The organism is Sphingomonas sp. CCH10-B3 (assembly GCF_001556185.1).
Classification (GTDB): domain Bacteria; phylum Pseudomonadota; class Alphaproteobacteria; order Sphingomonadales; family Sphingomonadaceae; genus Sphingomonas; species Sphingomonas aquatica.
The window spans coordinates 22,810-40,228 of record NZ_LSIJ01000096.1; the positions used below are offsets into that span (position 1 = coordinate 22,810).

The window sequence follows — 17,419 nt, forward strand, 5'->3', positions numbered from 1 at the left end:
GAACGGACCGTGGCAAAAAGTACGCGCCAATATGTGTTTGAAGGGATGGAACTGCTGCCGGCGGCGCTGATTCCCTTCGTCGAAAAGCGGCTCGAAACCTCGCTCAAGGGGCACTGGCAGGTCCAGGTTCTTGAGAAGCTGCCGGGCCTGCGCCCAAACAGCAATGGCGAGGTCGGTTGGGATCAGGCCGCGCTCTTCAATGCGATGGATCGTTTCTGGAGCGAGGCGTTCAAGGCGGTTCTCGGCCGCGCCGAACGCTCGTTGGTCAACGAACTGGGCGACGTCCGCAACAAACTCTCGCACAACGAGACCTTCACCTACGACGATGCCGAGCGCGCGCTCGATTCTATGCGTCGTCTAATGGAGGCGATCAGCGCCGGCGAGACGGCCGAGCTCCTTGGCAAGATGCGCGATACCATCCTCCGCACGAAATTCACTGAACTTCAGCGCAATGAGGAGCGGCGGAAAACCCAGCGCCTCGAGATCTCGGTAGAAACGGTGGCGGGGCTTTTGCCGTGGCGCGAGGTGGTCGAGCCGCACCAGGATGTCGCTACCGGCGAGTTCCAGCAGGCTGAGTTCGCGGCCGACCTCGCCAAAGTCCACTCGGGCAGCGCGCCGCCGGAGTACCGCGATCCGCGCCAGTTCTTCAGCCGTACGTATCTTACCGAAGGTTTGAGCGCACTTCTGGTCGGGGCCGCGAAGCGGCTGTCAGGCACCGGCGGCGATCCGGTCGTCGAGCTTCAAACCAACTTTGGCGGCGGCAAGACGCACTCGATGCTGGCCCTCTATCACATGGCGGGACCGACGCCGGTCCAGGACCTGTCCGGCCTGGACCAGTTGCTCGAGAAGCAGGGGCTCAGCGTGCCGAAGGCCATCAACCGGGCCGTGCTCGTCGGCACGTCACGGGGGCCGCAGGACTTGCTCCTTGCGGAGGGCGACCGCAAGATTCGCACGACCTGGGGTGAACTTGCTTGGCAGCTCGGCGGCGCTGACGCTTACGCGATGGTGGCGGAAAACGACGCCAGCGGCATCGCGCCGGGCTCACACCTCCTAGAGGCGCTCTTCAAGAAATACGCGCCGTGCCTGATCCTGATCGATGAATGGGTCGCTTACCTGCGGCAGATCTACAAGGTCGAGGGGCTGCCTTCGGGATCGTTCGACGCGAACCTGTCCTTCGTCCAGTCGCTGACCGAGGCGGTCAAGGCCAGCCCTGGCACACTACTCGTCGCGTCCTTGCCGGCCTCGCAGATCGAGGTCGGCGGCGAAGGCGGTCAAGAGGCGCTTGCGCGTCTCAAGCAGACCTTCAGCCGCGTGGAATCCTCGTGGAGACCGGCTAGTCAGGAAGAGAGTTATGAGATCGTCCGGCGGCGGCTGTTCAAGGACATCCCGGGAGACAAATTCCACCACCGCGACAACACGCTGAAGCAGTTCGCCAAGCTCTACCGCGAGAACGCCAACGATTTCCCGCAAGGCTGCGCGGATGAGGATTACCGGCGCAAGCTGGAAAAGGCTTATCCGATCCATCCCGAACTGTTCGACCAGCTCTACACAAGTTGGGGATCCCTCGAAAAATTTCAGCGCACGCGCGGCGTGCTGCGCCTGATGGCGCAGGCCATTCACGAGCTTTGGATGAATGCCGATCCGTCGGTGATGATTATGCCCGGCAGCGTGGCGGTGAGTTCGCCGCGTGTGGAGCCGGAATTGCTCCACTATCTCGACGTGAGCTGGCAGTCGATCATCGCCGGCGATGTCGATGGCACTGCGTCGACTCCCTACAAAGTCGATCAGTCGGCGCCGAACCTGAACCGGTACTCGGCGACCCGCCGCGTTGCCCGCGCGATTTTCATGGGAACGGCGCCCACTGCCCAGCAACAGAACACCGGCCTCGACGATAAGCAGATCAATCTCGGCGTCGTGCAGCCGGGCGAGCGCCCTGCGATCTTCGGCGATGCGCTGCGCCGGCTGACCAACCAGGCTAAGTTCATGCACGCCGATCTTGGTCGGTACTGGTATTCGATGTCGGCGAGCCTCAATCGCATCGCCGCGGACAAGGCTGCGCAGATCGAGGCGGCGCTTGTCGACGTGACGATCGACGCCGAACTCGGAAAATATGTGAACGGCCTCGCCGACCGCGGGCATTTCGATGCCGTGCAGGTGGCACCCGCGTCATCAGCTGAAGTTCCCGACGAGGCGGGCGGCGTGCGCGCCGTCGTGCTGGGCGTCAAATATCCCCACAACGGGCGCGATGGCTCGGATGCACTGGTCGAAGCGAAGGACATCCTCACTCAGCGGGGCAGTACGCCGCGCGTCTATCGCAACATGCTGGTGTTCATCGCAGCGGAAGCCCGGCAACTCGACCATCTGCGGGATGCCGTTCGCGCGTCCCTGGCTTGGGGCGAAATCGTCCGCGACAAGGAGCGCCTTGAACTCCGGCCGAGCGACCAGAAGCTCGCCGAGGCGAAGCAAGCCGAAGCGAGAGAAACGATGAAGACCCGCCTCAAAGAGGCGTGGTGCTATCTGCACTATCCGGCCCAGGAGAGTGCCCAGGCCGATTGGGAGTGGGTGTCGGGCAAGATTCCGGCGCAGGACGGGCTGCTGGCTCGGGCTAGCAAGAAGCTGGTGGCTGAAGAGGGCTTGCTGATGGAGTTGGGGCCGTCGCGCCTCGACCGCGATCTCCAGAAATACATCTGGAACGACAAGCCGAGACTGTCGCTCAAGGATCTGCGGGAATATCTGAACCGCTACATCTATTTGCCGCGCCTGAAAGGGCAGGATGTGCTGGTCAAGGCGGTGCATGCGGCGATCAGCGGCATCCTGCCCGGTCCTTTCGCCTATGCCGAGCGGTGGGACGAGAAGACGGACACCTATGCGGGGCTTGCTATCGAGCGGGCGGGCAATACGCCAGTGGTCATCGACAGCGACAGTGTCATCATTAAACCGGATGTCGCCGACGCACACCGTCCGGCGCCAGTACAAACCGATGCTGGCGGCACGCTAGGGGGCGCTGGCGGTACTCTGCCGACGCCGGGCGAACCTGTCATCGGTGGCGGACCTACCACGTCGCCGACAGAAAAGAAGCCGACGCGATTTATTGGCGCGGTGATGATCTCACCTGAGCGGCCAGCGCGGGACATCCATCAGATTGTCGAGGCGATCGTCGAGCAGCTCACAACGCTTCCGAATAGCGCCGTGAAACTTCGTTTGGAAATCGACGCTGATGTTCCATCAGGCCTAGATCGAGCAAAAGTGAGAACGTTGATTGAGAACGCGAACACCCTCGGGTTCATCGAGAAGTCAGTCGAATGAAAGTAGAGTTACCTAATTCCTCAAACTGCAGACGGCGATTGGCCCGAATCGGAGAAGAGGCGGAGTTGCTGCGTTGCCCTTTGAAATTCGGCACATTCGTTATGTGATTGCCGCTGCCGATCACGGTAGCTTTCGCCGAGCAGCTGCCGCACTGGGCATACAGGAATCAGCTATCAGCCGCCGAATTCGTGATCTGGAAGATCGGCTTGGCGCCCCCTTGTTCACGCGATCGGCAGGTGGCGTGCAACTCACCCAAGCAGGCAGGCAATTCGTTCAACGCGGTCGAAAGGCACTGTCGCAAATCGGGATGGCGCGAGCGGAAGTGTCTGCGATCGGCCGCGGGGAAGATGGCGAAGTTCGAATCGGCATCTTTTCGTCGCTGGCCTCTGGCTTTCTGGCTGACCTCTTCCAAGCCTTCGGGCAGCGCTACAAAGCGGTGAAGTTGAGCTTTGCCGATGGTAATCCCGCTGAACACGTCGCCGCCGTGCGGCAGCGTCAACTCGACGTTGCGTTCTTGACTGGGCTCACGAGCTGGCCGGATTGCCAGAGCCAGCACCTTTGGACGGAACGCATCTTCGCGGTGTTGCCTTTGCATCACCCTCATGCCGACGACATGGAAGTCACCTTCGGCGATCTGGCTGGCGAGCCCTTCATAGTCAGCGAGAGCGCGCCCGGCGAAGAAATCCACGACTATCTCGTCCAGCGTCTCGCCGACCTCGGACACCATCCCGAGATCCAGCAGCAGGCGGTAGGACGAGATAATCTGATGCAGCTTGTGGCGCTCGGACGCGGACTCACCGTGACCAGCGAGGCCACGACGGGCACGCAGTTTCCCGGCGTGGTGTTTCGCCCGATCGTCGGCGAGATATTGCCATTTCGCGCCGTCTGGGCGTCGCGCAATGATAATCCGGCATTCCTGCGACTGCTCGATCTCGCGCGTTCAATGGCGCGAGTGGATCAGTCTTTCGGGATCAACGGTTCCGCGAAGTCGGCAGCATTGCACGCCGGGCCTTCACAAACTCCCGATCCGTCGCGATGAAGCGCTGCAGCATTGGCACGATCAGACGAACAGGATCGCCAACAGCCTGCCCGGCGTCGCTGGCGAGGATGTCTGCATAGGCAACAAGTTCGCGGTGCAGACCGGCCGGCAGTTCCAGCGTGACTTTGACCGGCTTGTCGTCGGTTATGGGGCCGAGTTTCAGCTTCGCCATGTCAGCCTCCGTAGGGTTCGAGTACAAGATCGCGCGTGACGATCACGCGGACGGGGAAGCCCGGCCGGATGGTGAGCGTTGGTGCGATATTGAGCTGGCGCTGGACGATCTGCTGGCCGGTCTGGCTGATGCTGTTCGATGCGCCGTTACGCAGGGCCCGCACAATGTCGCTTTCGCCGCTCGACGAACCAGATTCTGCGCCGACGCTGAGCAGCGTGGACAAGGCCGCGGCCTTGAACAGTTCGCCCCAATGGTAATCGACGCCATCCTCCAGCCCGGCATAGCCCTCGGCGTCGGCGCCGGGTTGGCGTTCCAGTACGATCGAGTGGCCATTCGGGAAGATTAGCCGGCTCCAGACGAGCAGGATGCGGCGCTGTCCGAACCCGACGCCGCTATCATACTGGCCGATGACGCGGGTGCCCTGCGGCACGAGTAGGATCTTACCCGTCGGGCTGTCATAGACATTCTCCGTCACCTGCGCCGTGATCTGGCCTGGCAGATCGGAGTGGATGCCGGTGATGAGCGCGGCGGCGATCACCGCGCCAGCCTGAAGCACATTCTTCGACGCGGGCGCTACAACGCGATCCGGGGAGACGGTGCGCTTGTCGGGCGTCTGGTTGAGGAAGGCGAGTTGCCGATCCTGCGCCGAGGGTGTGGCTGGCTGCGGCGCGAGGCCGAGACTGGCGAGATCGGGTTGCGGTACGGTCGCGGTAGTCGGCGTTGTGGCGGTGTTCCCCGGCCTCGTTTCGGTGTTGGCGAACAGCCTTGCGGTCCGCGCCGATTCCAGTTCCTGCGCCCGGCGTTGTTCCTCCGGTGTTGGTCCGACAGGCCCCAAAGGGGTGGCAATCCCCGGCGTCGGTACGGGCTGACCGGCATTCTGTGCGTTGAGGATCGGACGGCCGAGATCGCCGGGCAGCGGCGGGCCGAGTTTGGGGACGCCGCTATAGTCCTTGGGTAGTCCGGCGAGGCCATCCGGCGTGGTGCGGTTATCGGTTGAGATCAGTTCCTGGCCTTGTTCGCCGCCATGACGGGTCTGGAGCGCATAGATCAGCGCGCCGCCGACGCCGACGCTGGCGGCAAGACCGAGACCTGCGAGCACCTTGCGCGACAGGCGGGTGATGCGCGGCGGCTCGGGCCGCAGCCGCATCGGCGCGACCGGCTCGCCGGTCAGCGGGCGTGCATTATCTTCAGTGGGCTCGACAGGACGCCCAACCTCTGGCTCGCGCCCTTCTTTCTTGTCGGGATCATCCTGTTTCACGACGCTGGCCTCCCATCGGTGCGGGAGATGCGGACGCGCTTCTGGTTCTTGTCGGCTCCGAAGCGAAGCTCGGCGGCGGCGAACAGCCGATCGACGATCATGTAGTTGCCGCGCACGCGGTAGTTCACGAGTTCGGATGTCGCGCCCTCCGGCCCGACGACGAACAGCGGCGGCATCTCGCCCTGGCCGATGCCGCGCGGAAACTCGATGAACACCTGCCGGCCGTCGTCGAATGCGCGGAGCGGCCGCCACGGCGCGCGGTCGCCCAACACCTCGTAGCGGAAATTTACACGGGAGAGATCGATGCCGTTCGCGATCGGTTGCTGGGCCTCGGCTTGGCTGTTCTGGCGACGCAGCGCGATGAGCTGGTCCTGCGGATATTGCCAAGACACTGACGCCATATAGGTCGAAGGCGTCGAGCGCAGTTCCATATGGTAGGTGCGACGATCAGTGTTGATAACCAGGTTGGTCATCAGCTCGGCGCGCGTGGGCTTCACCAGGATATGCACGACCTTCGCCGCGCCTGTGCCGCTCTCGGTATCGCCGATTATCCAGCGCACCGTGTCGCCAGCGGCGACCGGGCCGGAGCCGACGAGCTGTTCTCCGGGCTGGAGCGAAATGTCGGTGATCTGCCCCGGCGAGGCATAGACCTGATAGAGCGCGCCATCGACGAAGGGATAGACCTGCATCGAATTGATGAAGCCGTTACGCACCGGCTGCATCCGCGCGGCGGCATTGGCCTGGTTGACGCGCACGGTCGGATCGGCGGCTTCTGGCTCGGGCTTGCCGTCCTTGCTGACCGGTTTCAACTGGCCGGGAAGCGGCAGCGGCCTGGGCAGCTCGACGACCTGCACGGGCTTGGGCGGATCGGCGGCGATGACGGCCGGAGCCGCATCGTCATAGGAAATCTCCGGCGGTGGGGTGTGCCCCGCACAGCCCGTGAGGGCGCAAGCGGAAAGCAGGAAAGCCGCGAGTGAGGCATTGCGGAAAGCCGGCCTCCCAGCTTTGCGGAAGGTCGGTGTCATTGTCCAAGCTCCTTCGACCAGTTGATGGCGTTGATGTAGATTCCCAGCGGGTTCTTCCGCAGCGTGTCGGCATCGCGGGGCGGCTGTACGGCGACGGTGAGGATCGCGGACCAGCGTTCGGAGCTGGCGAGCGAACCGTCCTGATAGCGGCGCTCGATCCAGGCGACGCGGAAGCTCGATGGCGAGGCGCGGATCACACTCGACACCTCGACCGCGACCTGCTGCCTGCCGACCTTGGCGAACGGATCGTTCGAGCGCGCATAGTCGTTGAGCGCCAGCGCGCCGGCCTGCGTGGTGAAGTCATAGGCGCGCAGCCAGTTCTGCCGCACGATGATGGCGTCGGCCGGAATGCCCCGGACCTGCTCGATGAACCGCGCGAGGTAGAAGGCGATCTGCGCGTCGTTCGGCTGATAGTCGGCGGTCGCGGGCGCAATCGCCTGCGCCTGTCCAAGCCGATCGACCTGCACCACCCATGGCACGATCGAACCGTTCATCGACTGCCAGAACACTCCGGCCGAGAGAGCGGCGGAGAGCGCCAGCGAGCCGAAGGCCATCAGCCGCCAGTTCTTCGCCTGTACACGGGCCGAGCCGATGCGGTCGTCCCAGACCTGGGCGGCGCGCTGATAGGGCGTCTCGGGTTCGGGGGATTTGCCGTAGTGGGTGGAAGGTCGCTTGAACATGGTCAGTCGCTTTCGGAGAGGTTGACGGAAGAGCCGCCGCCATGGGCATCGCCGGATTTGACGGCGTGGGCAGCGGCCTGGACGCCATGCGTCATCTGCTGGCCGCGCTTCATGCGTTTGGCCCAGGCGGGCGGGCGGTCGGCGGACGATGGCGTGGCGGAGGCGGCGGGTGCAGATGCGGCGGAGCTGGCATCTGCCTCGGCCGCGCCCGCATCACCGGATACGGCGCGGCCACCCGCTTCAAAGCTCTCGCGCATCGAGGCGGCGGCACGCCGGAATGGGCTGGCGATGGCAGAGCCGGCTTTCGATGCGCCGGTCGATGCGACATTGCCAAGACCGGAGGCAACGCCGGATGCGCCGGACTGGCCGGCCGCGCCAAGGCTGTAGGCGGTGGACGCGCCACCCGCGAGTGTGGCCCCGCCACGGGCGGCAGCGGCAGCGCCTCCGGCAAGGGCAGCTCCACCAGATGCCACGGCGCCGACCGTCGCTGCACCCGCCGCGACCATGCCACCGGCGGCGAGACCCGTGCCGACCGCCGCGCCCGCACCAAGCTGCGGGCCGCCGGAAACGAGACCGTTGGCGATGCCGGGGCCGAAGATGCCCAAGCCCAGCAGTGCCAGGGCCGCGAGCACGATGGTCATGGCGTCGTCGATCGAGGGCGTCGCGCCGTTGAAGCCGGCGGTGAACTCGGAGAACAGGGTCGAGCCGATGCCGATGATGACGGCGAGCACCAGGACTTTGATGCCCGACGAGATGACGTTGCCGAGGACGCGCTCGGCCATGAAGGCGGATTTACCGAACAGGCCGAACGGGATCAGCACGAAGCCGGCGAGCGTCGTCAGCTTGAACTCGATCAGGGTGACGAAGAGCTGGACGGCGAGGATGAAGAAGGCGAGCAGGATCAGCGCCCAGGCGAACATCAGGCAGGCGATCTGGATGAAGTTCTCGAAGAACGAGACCCAGCCCATCAGGTCGGAGATGGAATCGAGCAGCGGCCGGGCGGCGTCGAGGCCGGTCTGCGCGACCTTGCCGGGGCGCAGGAGATCGGCGGTGGTGAACCCCGTGCCTGACGCCTTCAGCCCGAGACCGGCGAAGCTCTCGAAGACGATGCGGGCGAGGTTGTTCCAGTTGCCGATGATGTAGGCGAACACGCCGACAAACAACGTCTTCTTGACCAGCCGCGCGATGATGTCCTCATCGGCGCCCCACGACCAGAACAGCGCCGCCAGCGTCACGTCGATGACGATCAGCGTGGTCGCGATGAACGCCACTTCGGGGCGCAGCAGGCCGAAGCCGCTGTCGATATAGCGGGTGAAGACATCCAGGAAATGGTCGATGACGCCGGCGCCCTGCATCTCAGCGGCTCCCGTTCTGGTCTGGTATGGACGGGGTTGGAGCGGTCGGCTCCGGGGACGCGACCGGCGCGGGCTGGCCCAGGAAGCGGCGACGGTTTTCGGCCCAGGCGTGAAGGCAGGACGGATCGCGCCCACCGGCTTCGCCCATTGCGCCACACCGCGCGAGTTCCACGCGCAGCGGATCTCGCGCCGGTGCCGGTCGCACCTGCGCGACCGGATCGTCCGCCCGCTCGGCGGGCCGGTTTATCTCGATTGCGGTGGCGGTGATCGCCAGCGCGACGAAGACGATGGCGCCGATACGCGCGAGGGTCTTGCCGTCCATCACGCCCCCGCTCAGTTGTTACCGTGGAACATCTGCGCGTTGCCGGGCTGGTAGCCCGATCCCGGCGTCAGGAAGCGGCGGCGCTGTTCCTGTCCCTGTGCGGCGGCGGCAGCGCGTTCGGCATCCGTCAGCGCCTGCGCCCGGCCGTTGGCGGCAACGAGCGCGGTGAGGTCGGCGAGTTGCTGGGCCTGGAGCGCGAGAAGCTGGTTACCGGCCTGCGTCGCCTGCAACGCGCCGGTCGCCGACTGGCTCGACCCGACCAGCGCCGACATCTGCGTGCGGTTGGTGTCGATGTTGCCGACCACGGTGGCCTGCACGCGCATCGCGTCCTGCAAGCCGCCGACCGTGTTCTGCCAGCGCGATTTCGCGTCGGCGACGAGCTGCGCGTCCGACGCCGACATGGAAGCGGTCGAGTATTTCTGGCTGAAGACCTGATCGATCTTCTGGACGTCATAGGCGATGTTCTGCGCCTGGCTGAGCAGTTGCTGGGTGCGCTGCACCGACTGCTGCAACTGCTGGAGTGACGAGTAAGGCAGGCTCGCCAGATTGCGCGCCTGATTGATGAGCGACTGCGCTTCGTTCTGGAGCGAGGTGATCTGGTTGGTGATCTGCTGAAGCGAGCGCGCGGCGGTCAGCACGTTCTGCGCATAGTTGGACGGATCAAACACGACCCATTGCGCCTGCGCTGGTGTCGTGATGATCGGCGACAGGGCCAGCGGGACGGACAGGATGGACGCGGCAAGCAACGCCGCGCGTGAACGGCGCAGTTTCATTGGGACTTCTCCTTGTTGGTGAGGTTGGGAATGAGATCGGCGGCCCAGCCGACGCCGCGATGGCGCAGCCAGGCGTCGAGGAATCCGTCCGTGCCATGCTCGGCGGTGACGCGGGCGATGGCGGCCTGATCGGTCTTCGAGGATGCGGCGCAGAGCGCTAGCGCCACCTCCGACAGGCCCAGCTCGAACAGCCGGTTGCCGCGCCGCGACTGGCAGTAATAGTCACGCTTGGGCATGGCCCGCGCGATGATCTCGATCTGCCGGTCGTTGAGACCGAAGCGGCGATAGATGGCGGTGATCTGCGGCTCGATCGCGCGCTCGTTGGGAAGCAGCAACCGGGTCTGGCAGCTTTCGATGATGGCGGGCGCGATGGCGCTGCCGTCGATGTCCGACAGCGACTGCGTGGCGAAGATGACGCTGGCGTTCTTCTTCCTGAGCGTCTTCAGCCATTCGCGGAGCTGGCCGGCGAAGCCCTCGTCGTCGAGCGCGAGCCAGCCCTCATCGACGATGATGAGGGTCGGCGATCCGTCGAGCCGGTCTTCGATGCGATGGAACAGATAGGCCAACACGGCGGGCGCGGCTTCGGTGCCGATCAGCCCCTCGGTCTCGAACGCCTGCACCGTCGCCGTGCCGAGATGTTCGGCCTCGGCATCGAGCAACCGGCCCCACGCCCCGCCAATGCAATAGGGACGCAGCGCCTGCTTGAGGTCGTTGGACTGCAAGAGGACGCAGAGGCCGGTGATCGTGCGTTCCTCGATCGGCGCGGAGGCCAGCGAGGTCAGCGCTGTCCAGAGATGCTCTTTCACCTCCGGCGTGATGGCGACGCTTTCGCGGGCGAGGATCGCGCCGAGCCAGTCGGCCGCCCATGCCCGTTCGGCGGCGTCATCGACGCGGGCGAGCGGTTGCAGCGATACGCTGTCGGCGCTGCCCTCGGTCAGCCCGCCGCCGAGATCGTGCCAGTCGCCGCGCATGGAGAGCGCCGCCGCGCGGATCGAGCCGCCGAAGTCGAAGGCGAAGACCTGCGCGCCGGCATAGCGCCGGAACTGCAAGGCCATCAGCGCCAGCAGCACCGACTTGCCCGCGCCGGTCGGGCCGACGATCAGCGTATGGCCGACATCGCCGACATGAAGGGAAAACCGGAACGGGGTCGAGCCTTCGGTCTTGCCGAACAGCAGCGGGGGGGCTGCGAAGTGCTCGTCCCGTTCCGGCCCCGCCCACACCGCTGACAGGGGAATCATGTGGGCGAGATTGAGCGTGGAGATCGGCGGCTGCCGGACATTGGCGTAGACATGGCCGGGCAATGATCCCAGCCAGGCGTCCACGGCGTTGATGGTCTCGGCCATCGCGGTGAAGTCGCGGCCCTGAATGACCTTCTCGACCAGCCGCAGCTTCTCGTCGGCGATGCGCGGATCGGCGTCCCACACCGTCACCGTCGCGGTGACATAGGCGATGCCGGCATAGTCGGCGCCGAGTTCCTGAAGCGCGAGATCGGCGTCCGCTGCCTTGTTCGAGGCGTCGGTATCGACCAGCGCCGACGCCTCGTTGGTCATCACCTCCTTCAGGATCGCGGCGATCGACTTGCGCTTGGCGAACCATTGCCGCCTAATCTTCGTCAGCAGCTTCGTCGCGTCCGTCTTGTCGAGCAGGATCGCGCGGGTGGACCAGCGATAGGGAAAGGCCAGCCGGTTCAGCTCGTCGAGCAGGCCCGGCGTCGTGGCGGTCGGGAAGCCGGTGATGGTCAGCACGCGCAGATGCGCCGACCCCAGGCGCGGTTCCAACCCGCCGGTGAGCGGCTGATTGGCGAGCAGCGCGTCGAGATAGACCGGCGTCTCGGGGACGCGGACGCGATGGCGGTGTGTCGAGACGCAGCCATGCAGATAAGTCAGCGTTTCGCCGTCATCGAGCCAGCGGCATTCCGGCATGAAGGCTTCGACCAGGCGCAGCAGCCGGTCGGTGCGGTCGGCGAAGCCAGCCATCACCTCATGGGGATCGATACCGGTCTTCTCGCGGCCCTCATAGAGCCAGGTCTCGGCGCGCGCCGCGTCCTCGGCCGGCGGCAGATAGGTGAAGGTGAGGAAATAGCCCGACTCGAAATGCGATCCGGCTTCCTCGAAATCGGCTTTCCGTTCCGCATCGACCAGCGCCGACGCCGAATCCGGGAAGGTGCTGTTCGGATAGGTCGCGGCGGCATGGCGCTGCGCCTCGACGAAGATCGCCCAGCCCGAACCCAAACGGCGGAAGGCGTTATTGAGGCGGCCGGCGACGGCCACCAGCTCGGCCGGCACGGCCGAATCCAGATCGGGACCGCGAAACCGCGCGGTGCGCTGGAAGCTGCCGTCCTTGTTGAGCACGATGCCGGGAGCCGCCAGCGCCACCCAGGGCAGGAAATCGGCGAGCCGGGCTTGTCTGTCGCGATATTCGGCGAGGTTCATCATGGCCGCGCCCCCTCAGACCGAAAGGTGCGCGGGGATGCGTAGATGGCGGCGGCCGACCTCGACGAAGAGCGGATCGCGCTTCGCCGCCCACACCGCCGCGAAATGCCCGATCGCCCAGATGAGGATGCCGGCCAGCCAGAGCCGCAGGCCGAGCCCGACCGCGCCGGCCAGCGTACCGTTCATGATGGCGATGGCGCGCGGCGCGCCGCCGAGCAGGATGGGTTCGCTGAGCGCCCGGTGCAGCGGGACGGTGTAGCCCGGCACCTCTCCGCCCTGATCGACGACGCCCATCAGACCAGCGCCCCGCCGCCGAACGAGAAGAACGACAGGAAGAAACTCGACGCGGCGAACGCGATCGACAGGCCGAAGACGATCTGGATCAGTCGGCGGAACCCACCGTTGGTATCGCCGAAGGCCAGCGTCAGGCCGGTGGTGATAATGATGATGACGGCGATGATCTTGGCGACGGGTCCTTCGATCGACTGGAGGATGGATTGCAGCGGCGCTTCCCACGGCATCGATGAGCCGGAAGCATGGGCGGGCGCCGCCACCATCACGCTGAGCGTGGCGACCGAAACGGTCATGGCGAGGCGCCGGCGCGACAGGCGCAGGCGGTGGACAACAGGCATCATTGGGAGGCTCCTTCAGGCTGGGGGTGATGGTTGACGGGCGCGATGCGGTAATCCCCGTCCGGGCCGAGGCCCGCGACGCGGGCGAGTTCGGACACGCGCCGCGCGGAACCGCGGCCGGACAGCACGGCCACCAGGTCGATCGTCTCGGCGATCAGCGCGCGGGGTACGGTGACGACGGCTTCCTGAATGAGCTGTTCCATCCGCCGCAAAGCGCCAATGGCGCTGCCGGCGTGGATCGTGCCGACACCGCCGGGATGGCCGGTGCCCCATGCCTTCAGGAGGTCGAGAGCTTCCGCGCCGCGCACCTCACCGATGGGGATGCGGTCGGGGCGCAGGCGTAAGCTGGAGCGGACGAGATCGGAGAGCGAGGCGACGCCATCCTTGGTCCGCATGGCGACGAGGTTGGGTGCAGCGCATTGCAGTTCGCGGGTATCCTCGATGATGACGACGCGATCGGAGGTCTTCGCCACTTCGGCCAACAGCGCATTGGTTAGTGTGGTCTTGCCGGTCGATGTACCGCCGGCGACGAGGATGTTGGCGCGGGACGCGACACCCTCGCGCAGCGCATCGGCCTGGGCCGCCGACATGATCCCCGCCGCGACATAATCGTCCAGCGTGAACACGGCGACGGCGGGCTTGCGGATGGCGAAGGCCGGGGCCGCGACCACGGGTGGCAACAGCCCCTCGAACCGCTCTCCGGTTTCGGGCAGCTCGGCCGAGACGCGCGGGGCGCCGGCATGGACCTCGGCGCCGACATGGTGGGCGACCAGGCGGACGATCCGCTCGCCATCGGCGGGCGACAGCCGCTCGCCCGTGTCGGACAGTCCTTCGGAAGGCCGGTCGACCCAGATGCGCCCGTCCGGGTTCAGCATCACCTCGACGACGGACGCATCTTCCAGAAACCGGGCAATCGCTGGCCCTAGCGCCGTGCGCAGCATCCGCGCGCCGCGTGCGAAACCTTCTCGATTGTGTTGTGAAGCCTTCATGTCACCCCGAGTTCAGCGGGGATCGACAGACCTTCCCCTTGCGGGGTTGATTAAAAGAGCCGGATTTTGGGCGGTTACAACAAGTATTCAGCGTCGTAGTAGTGTAGCGTGCAAATACAGGAGAACGGCGGAACGCCATGTCCTATTGCTGACAACAGCTTCGAGGTTGACGAAGAACGCGGTGATGCGCCGTCGGCGATTCGCTGAGCAGACATAGTGCCTCAATCGAGGCTCTTGACGCCGTAGGACAATCGACCTAGAAAATTAGGTCAAATGTCCTACGGCGCGGGTCAGGTTGGCTTGTCTCTGCGCCCTGATCGTGGAAGCCGTATATGAGTGCGAGCAATACACGCCGGCAGATCGTCGATGTCGCCGACCGTCTCTTTTACGAGCATGGCTTCGAGGCGTCGTCGTTTGCCGACATCGCCAGGGATGTCGGCCTGTCACGCGGCAACTTCTATTATCACTTCAAGACCAAGGACGAGATCCTCGCCGCGGTGATCGCGCAGCGCATCTCGAACACCCGCGCCATGCTGGAAACGTGGGAGCAGGATACGGAATCGCCTTCGGATCGCATCCTGAGCTTCGTGCATATCCTGATCGCCAACCGCACGAAGATCATGGCGTATGGTTGCCCGGTTGGAACGCTGTGCAACGAGCTGGCCAAGCTCGATCATGTGGCAAAGGATGAGGCCGCTGGCTTGCTCACGTTGTTCCGCAACTGGCTCGCGGGCCAGTTCGCGGCGCTCGGGCGTGATGCGGATGCGGATGCGCTGGCCCTTCATCTCTTGATGCGAAGCCAGGGCGTCGCAACACTCGCCACTGCCTTTCGGGACGAACAGTTTATCCGCCGCGAGGTCGCGGACATTGAGGCGTGGCTGCGTACAGAATGTTCGGCCGCCTTAGCCGCCGATTCCCGCCACCCCGCTTGAGGATGCCAGCATGTTCATCATCACCCTTCGCTTCGCCGACAAGACCAAGGCTCCGCAGTTCATGGACGGGCATAATGCCTGGATCAGGCAGGGCTTCGACGATGGCGTCTTCCTGCTGGTTGGAAGTCTCCTGCCGAACATGGGCGGCGCGATCATCGCGCACAACGCTTCGGCCGAAGAGATCGAAACGCGGGTGCGCGACGATCCCTTCGTTGCCGAAGGCGTGGTCAGCGCCGATATCCTCGCCGTCACGCCCGGCCGCACCGATGACCGGCTCGCCTTCCTCAAGGTTTGAGCTATGAACGCAACCATTCCCGGTCCCGACGATCGCCCGCGCTGTCGCTGGTGCGCGGCGGCGCCCGAGTTCCTGCACTATCATGACACCGAATGGGGCTTCCCGGTCGCTGATGATCGCCGTCTATTCGAGAAGTTGTGCCTCGAAGGGTTCCAATCGGGTCTGAGCTGGCGGACCATCCTTGCGAAGCGCGAGAATTTCCGTGCCGCGTTTCACGGGTTCGATTTCAACCGCATCGCACGCTTCACCGATGCGGATGTCGAACGCCTCCTCGCCGACGCCGGCATTGTCCGACATCGTGGCAAGATCGCCGCTGTCATCAACAATGCCAAGCGGGCGCAAGAGATGGTGAAGCGGGAAGGCTCGATCGCCGCCTATATCTGGCGCTTCGAGCCGAAGGCGGACGAACTGGCTGCGCCGCAAACGGCGTCGACCACGGCCGCTTCCATCGCATTGTCGAAAGACCTCAAGAAACGCGGCTGGGCCTTTGTCGGCCCGACCACCGTCTATGCATTCATGCAGGCGATGGGCCTCATCAACGATCACGTCGTTGGATGTGTGATCCGCGAAGAGGCGGAACTCATGCGAGCAAGGTTCAAGCGTCCGTGACGCTATGTGACCTGATACCTACCCAGACTCGTTTGACGGCACGTCCTCCGAGATTTCCTGCCGCAGATTCGGTCCTTTGGCGAGACGGCGGCCGAGCGCGGTGACGAACTGATCGTAGCGCTCGCCGGCCGTGGCGCGTGCCGCAAGCGGATCGGCGCGGCTGCGACGGTTGGCGGCACTCGGTTCACGCACGTTGCGCGTTGCTTAGGAGCCGGGGTCAAGGATCATGACGCTGACGCAGACCAGCAGAAAGACTGGGATCAAGTTAGCGACGCTGATCGCCAATGCGCATCGTCTCGCGCCACGCGCCCGAACGATGCCGATAGCAGCAATGAAACAAAGAAGGACCACGGCCGCATACTGGCCGAATATCATCCGTTCCCGGATGTGCGTGCCGACCGCATGATGGTCTATCACGAAAGGACCCAAGAAAATCGTGAGACCCCACGGTATGATCATGAACAATAAGGCATTCAGACGACGCCGTACCTCCGGTGCCTTCGGAAAGGAGCGGACGACGATCACAACGGATCCGATCCACGCGAGAAGCAAGACCCAAATAAACATAGGGAGTTGTCGCCTTCCTGTCCTGGCGATCGTCCATAGACCACCAGGTATCGGCCTTTTAGCGATGTGGGCAATCAGATGATTGCTGCTCACCGCTTCGCATACATTGCTCTTAGTGCGTCAAAAAGCCGTCCGAGAGCCTCGCGGTTGGCGACAGGCTCGCTGTCGTCGCGGCGAATGTAGGTGGTCAGCAGCAACCGCTTCGTGCTGTTGGCGGTCATGGTGCAGATGCCCTCGCGTGACACCTTTATCGGAAACGCGATGCACCACGCCGCGGGGCCTTTGCCCGTGCTGCTCGTGCGCGCCAGTTCTCCGATCGGCATGTCGATGAGCCGGTCGGATTTCCACGCCAGCATCGACGCCGCATCTTCGGGCGCGGCGTTGGCGGGAACAACCGGGTCATCGAACAGATAGACTTCGATCGGCCTTGCACCCGCATAGACGACCCGTGACCGCGCGATCCATTTGGCATCCCGGGGCGGATCGAGATTGACCTCGTGCTGCACCACGCGTTCGGGTCCATCACCGCTGCCGACTGGCGGGAGGGTGCTGGCGAGCGCGCGTGCGGTGAACTCCCGCTCGCCCTCGGACATTCCGGGCGTTTCCTTCCTGACGCCCGAGGCACCGGAGAGATTGCCAAGCGCGAGCGCATCCTTCGCAAGCTCGACCGTGCGGTTGTAGCTGTCGATATCGGCGCGGGCGTCGAAGCCGCCTGCAAGGGCATTGGTCGCGGCAAAAGGTTCGGTCGTTTCCTGCGATCGGTTCTCCCCTTCCAACTGCGTCGCGGTGTTCGAGCTGTCCGATGGCCGATTGCATCCCGACAGCAACGCGATGGTCAGCAGCGCTAGACGCATATTCATCCGACTCGTCCCCTGTCTCTTTTGACAAGAATATTGTCGCAAGAAGCGAGATATACGGCAAGGGAGAATGTGCGCACCGTCACCGACCGAATTGCTTTTCACAAATCATGTGTTAAAAGGGAGCAACGGCGATGCTGGAATTCCTGGGTCGCCCACGGACAGGTCGATATGCT

Annotated in this window: 19 protein-coding genes; 5 read left to right on the forward strand and 14 right to left on the reverse strand. The window is 64.6% G+C overall.

All coding sequences use genetic code 11. The annotated features are described in order from the left end of the window. Positions 1 to 9: 9 nt before the first annotated feature. Together AX672_RS15590 and AX672_RS15595 are read left to right on the forward strand one after the other, a co-directional pair. Entirely contained in the window at positions 10 to 3,306 is a 3,297-nt protein-coding gene (locus tag AX672_RS15590) for a DUF499 domain-containing protein (protein WP_054362466.1), read from the forward strand. Positions 3,307 to 3,379: 73 nt separating this feature from the next. Continuing rightward, a complete protein-coding gene (locus AX672_RS15595; RefSeq protein WP_082730586.1) occupies positions 3,380 to 4,345 on the forward strand; it encodes a LysR family transcriptional regulator in 966 nt (321 codons plus the stop codon). On the opposite strand, the gene AX672_RS15600 is transcribed toward AX672_RS15595, so the two are convergent. The 11 genes from AX672_RS15600 to trbB all read right to left on the reverse strand — a co-directional run bounded on the left by AX672_RS15600 (position 4,278) and on the right by trbB (position 13,935). Continuing rightward, complete coding sequence (locus AX672_RS15600; RefSeq protein WP_054362464.1) at positions 4,278 to 4,517, reverse strand: DUF2274 domain-containing protein; 240 nt, start codon at positions 4,515 to 4,517, stop codon at positions 4,278 to 4,280. The genes AX672_RS15595 and AX672_RS15600 overlap by 68 nt on opposite strands. 1 nt (position 4,518) lies before the next feature. Then, positions 4,519 to 5,664: a TrbI/VirB10 family protein gene (locus tag AX672_RS15605; RefSeq protein WP_082730592.1), complete on the reverse strand. Its 1,146-nt coding sequence runs from the start codon at positions 5,662 to 5,664 to the stop codon at positions 4,519 to 4,521. 107 nt (positions 5,665 to 5,771) lie between these two features. After that, positions 5,772 to 6,800, reverse strand: a complete 1,029-nt coding sequence (trbG, locus tag AX672_RS15610) for a P-type conjugative transfer protein TrbG (RefSeq protein WP_054362462.1) — start codon at positions 6,798 to 6,800, stop codon at positions 5,772 to 5,774. Then, a complete protein-coding gene (trbF, locus tag AX672_RS15615; protein ID WP_054362461.1) occupies positions 6,797 to 7,480 on the reverse strand; it encodes a conjugal transfer protein TrbF in 684 nt (227 codons plus the stop codon). The genes trbG and trbF overlap by 4 nt, the downstream gene beginning before the upstream one ends. Positions 7,481 to 7,482: 2 nt before the next feature. Further along, positions 7,483 to 8,835, reverse strand: coding sequence for a P-type conjugative transfer protein TrbL (gene trbL, locus AX672_RS15620; RefSeq protein WP_066652932.1), 1,353 nt, complete (start codon positions 8,833 to 8,835; stop codon positions 7,483 to 7,485). Between the two features lies 1 nt (position 8,836). Continuing rightward, entirely contained in the window at positions 8,837 to 9,157 is a 321-nt protein-coding gene (gene trbK-alt / locus AX672_RS15625; protein ID WP_054362459.1) for a putative entry exclusion protein TrbK-alt, read from the reverse strand. Between the two features lie 11 nt (positions 9,158 to 9,168). Further along, positions 9,169 to 9,930, reverse strand: a complete 762-nt coding sequence (gene trbJ / locus AX672_RS15630) for a P-type conjugative transfer protein TrbJ (protein ID WP_054362458.1) — start codon at positions 9,928 to 9,930, stop codon at positions 9,169 to 9,171. Continuing rightward, positions 9,927 to 12,365 carry a conjugal transfer protein TrbE gene (gene trbE / locus AX672_RS15635; RefSeq protein WP_054362457.1) on the reverse strand — a complete coding sequence of 813 codons (2,439 nt, stop codon included), beginning with the start codon at positions 12,363 to 12,365 and terminating at the stop codon, positions 9,927 to 9,929. Before trbE ends, trbJ begins: the two co-directional genes overlap by 4 nt. A 12-nt stretch (positions 12,366 to 12,377) precedes the next feature. After that, positions 12,378 to 12,656, reverse strand: coding sequence for a VirB3 family type IV secretion system protein (locus tag AX672_RS15640; protein WP_200912150.1), 279 nt, complete (start codon positions 12,654 to 12,656; stop codon positions 12,378 to 12,380). Next, on the reverse strand, positions 12,656 to 12,997 hold the full coding sequence (locus AX672_RS15645) for a TrbC/VirB2 family protein (protein ID WP_066652935.1): 342 nt from the start codon (positions 12,995 to 12,997) through the stop codon (positions 12,656 to 12,658). The genes AX672_RS15640 and AX672_RS15645 overlap by 1 nt, the downstream gene beginning before the upstream one ends. After that, positions 12,994 to 13,935: a P-type conjugative transfer ATPase TrbB gene (gene trbB, locus AX672_RS15650; protein ID WP_246370423.1), complete on the reverse strand. Its 942-nt coding sequence runs from the start codon at positions 13,933 to 13,935 to the stop codon at positions 12,994 to 12,996. The genes AX672_RS15645 and trbB overlap by 4 nt, the downstream gene beginning before the upstream one ends. 380 nt (positions 13,936 to 14,315) lie before the next feature. On the opposite strand from trbB, the gene AX672_RS15655 reads away from it, so the two are divergent. The 3 genes from AX672_RS15655 to AX672_RS15665 are packed head-to-tail and all read left to right on the forward strand — an operon-like array spanning position 14,316 to position 15,819. Continuing rightward, positions 14,316 to 14,915 (forward strand): TetR/AcrR family transcriptional regulator, encoded by a 600-nt coding sequence (locus AX672_RS15655; protein ID WP_054362455.1) that lies wholly within the window; start codon positions 14,316 to 14,318, stop codon positions 14,913 to 14,915. A 10-nt stretch (positions 14,916 to 14,925) separates the two neighbouring features. Further along, positions 14,926 to 15,210: a YciI family protein gene (locus tag AX672_RS15660; RefSeq protein WP_054362454.1), complete on the forward strand. Its 285-nt coding sequence runs from the start codon at positions 14,926 to 14,928 to the stop codon at positions 15,208 to 15,210. Between the two features lie 3 nt (positions 15,211 to 15,213). Next, positions 15,214 to 15,819 (forward strand): DNA-3-methyladenine glycosylase I, encoded by a 606-nt coding sequence (locus AX672_RS15665; RefSeq protein ID WP_054362453.1) that lies wholly within the window; start codon positions 15,214 to 15,216, stop codon positions 15,817 to 15,819. A gap of 18 nt (positions 15,820 to 15,837) precedes the next feature. Here the strand turns inward: AX672_RS15665 and AX672_RS18710 are convergent, their stop codons facing one another. From AX672_RS18710 to AX672_RS15675, 3 genes are all read right to left on the reverse strand, one after another. Further along, positions 15,838 to 16,011 (reverse strand): hypothetical protein, encoded by a 174-nt coding sequence (locus AX672_RS18710; RefSeq protein WP_246370424.1) that lies wholly within the window; start codon positions 16,009 to 16,011, stop codon positions 15,838 to 15,840. Between the two features lie 12 nt (positions 16,012 to 16,023). Then, positions 16,024 to 16,386 carry a hypothetical protein gene (locus AX672_RS15670; protein ID WP_054362452.1) on the reverse strand — a complete coding sequence of 121 codons (363 nt, stop codon included), beginning with the start codon at positions 16,384 to 16,386 and terminating at the stop codon, positions 16,024 to 16,026. 89 nt (positions 16,387 to 16,475) lie between these two features. Continuing rightward, a complete protein-coding gene (locus tag AX672_RS15675) occupies positions 16,476 to 17,246 on the reverse strand; it encodes a hypothetical protein (RefSeq protein WP_054362451.1) in 771 nt (256 codons plus the stop codon). Between the last annotated feature and the right edge of the window lie 173 nt (positions 17,247 to 17,419).

Bases quoted from the DNA above. Each gene is read 5' to 3' on its own strand.
- AX672_RS15670 (WP_054362452.1), bottom strand. From the start codon at position 16,386: ATGTTTATTTGGGTCTTGCTTCTCGCGTGGATCGGATCCGTTGTGATC.
- trbF (WP_054362461.1), bottom strand. From the start codon at position 7,480: ATGTTCAAGCGACCTTCCACCCACTACGGCAAATCCCCCGAACCCGAG.
- AX672_RS15605 (WP_082730592.1), bottom strand. From the start codon at position 5,664: ATGCGGCTGCGGCCCGAGCCGCCGCGCATCACCCGCCTGTCGCGCAAG.
- trbL (WP_066652932.1), bottom strand. From the start codon at position 8,835: ATGCAGGGCGCCGGCGTCATCGACCATTTCCTGGATGTCTTCACCCGC.
- AX672_RS15660 (WP_054362454.1), top strand. From the start codon at position 14,926: ATGTTCATCATCACCCTTCGCTTCGCCGACAAGACCAAGGCTCCGCAG.
- AX672_RS15675 (WP_054362451.1), bottom strand. From the start codon at position 17,246: ATGAATATGCGTCTAGCGCTGCTGACCATCGCGTTGCTGTCGGGATGC.
- trbK-alt (WP_054362459.1), bottom strand. From the start codon at position 9,157: ATGGACGGCAAGACCCTCGCGCGTATCGGCGCCATCGTCTTCGTCGCG.
- AX672_RS15645 (WP_066652935.1), bottom strand. From the start codon at position 12,997: ATGATGCCTGTTGTCCACCGCCTGCGCCTGTCGCGCCGGCGCCTCGCC.
- trbJ (WP_054362458.1), bottom strand. From the start codon at position 9,930: ATGAAACTGCGCCGTTCACGCGCGGCGTTGCTTGCCGCGTCCATCCTG.
- trbB (WP_246370423.1), bottom strand. From the start codon at position 13,935: ATGCTGCGCACGGCGCTAGGGCCAGCGATTGCCCGGTTTCTGGAAGAT.
- AX672_RS15640 (WP_200912150.1), bottom strand. From the start codon at position 12,656: ATGGGCGTCGTCGATCAGGGCGGAGAGGTGCCGGGCTACACCGTCCCG.
- AX672_RS15600 (WP_054362464.1), bottom strand. From the start codon at position 4,517: ATGGCGAAGCTGAAACTCGGCCCCATAACCGACGACAAGCCGGTCAAA.
- AX672_RS15655 (WP_054362455.1), top strand. From the start codon at position 14,316: ATGAGTGCGAGCAATACACGCCGGCAGATCGTCGATGTCGCCGACCGT.
- AX672_RS15665 (WP_054362453.1), top strand. From the start codon at position 15,214: ATGAACGCAACCATTCCCGGTCCCGACGATCGCCCGCGCTGTCGCTGG.
- trbE (WP_054362457.1), bottom strand. From the start codon at position 12,365: ATGATGAACCTCGCCGAATATCGCGACAGACAAGCCCGGCTCGCCGAT.
- trbG (WP_054362462.1), bottom strand. From the start codon at position 6,800: ATGACACCGACCTTCCGCAAAGCTGGGAGGCCGGCTTTCCGCAATGCC.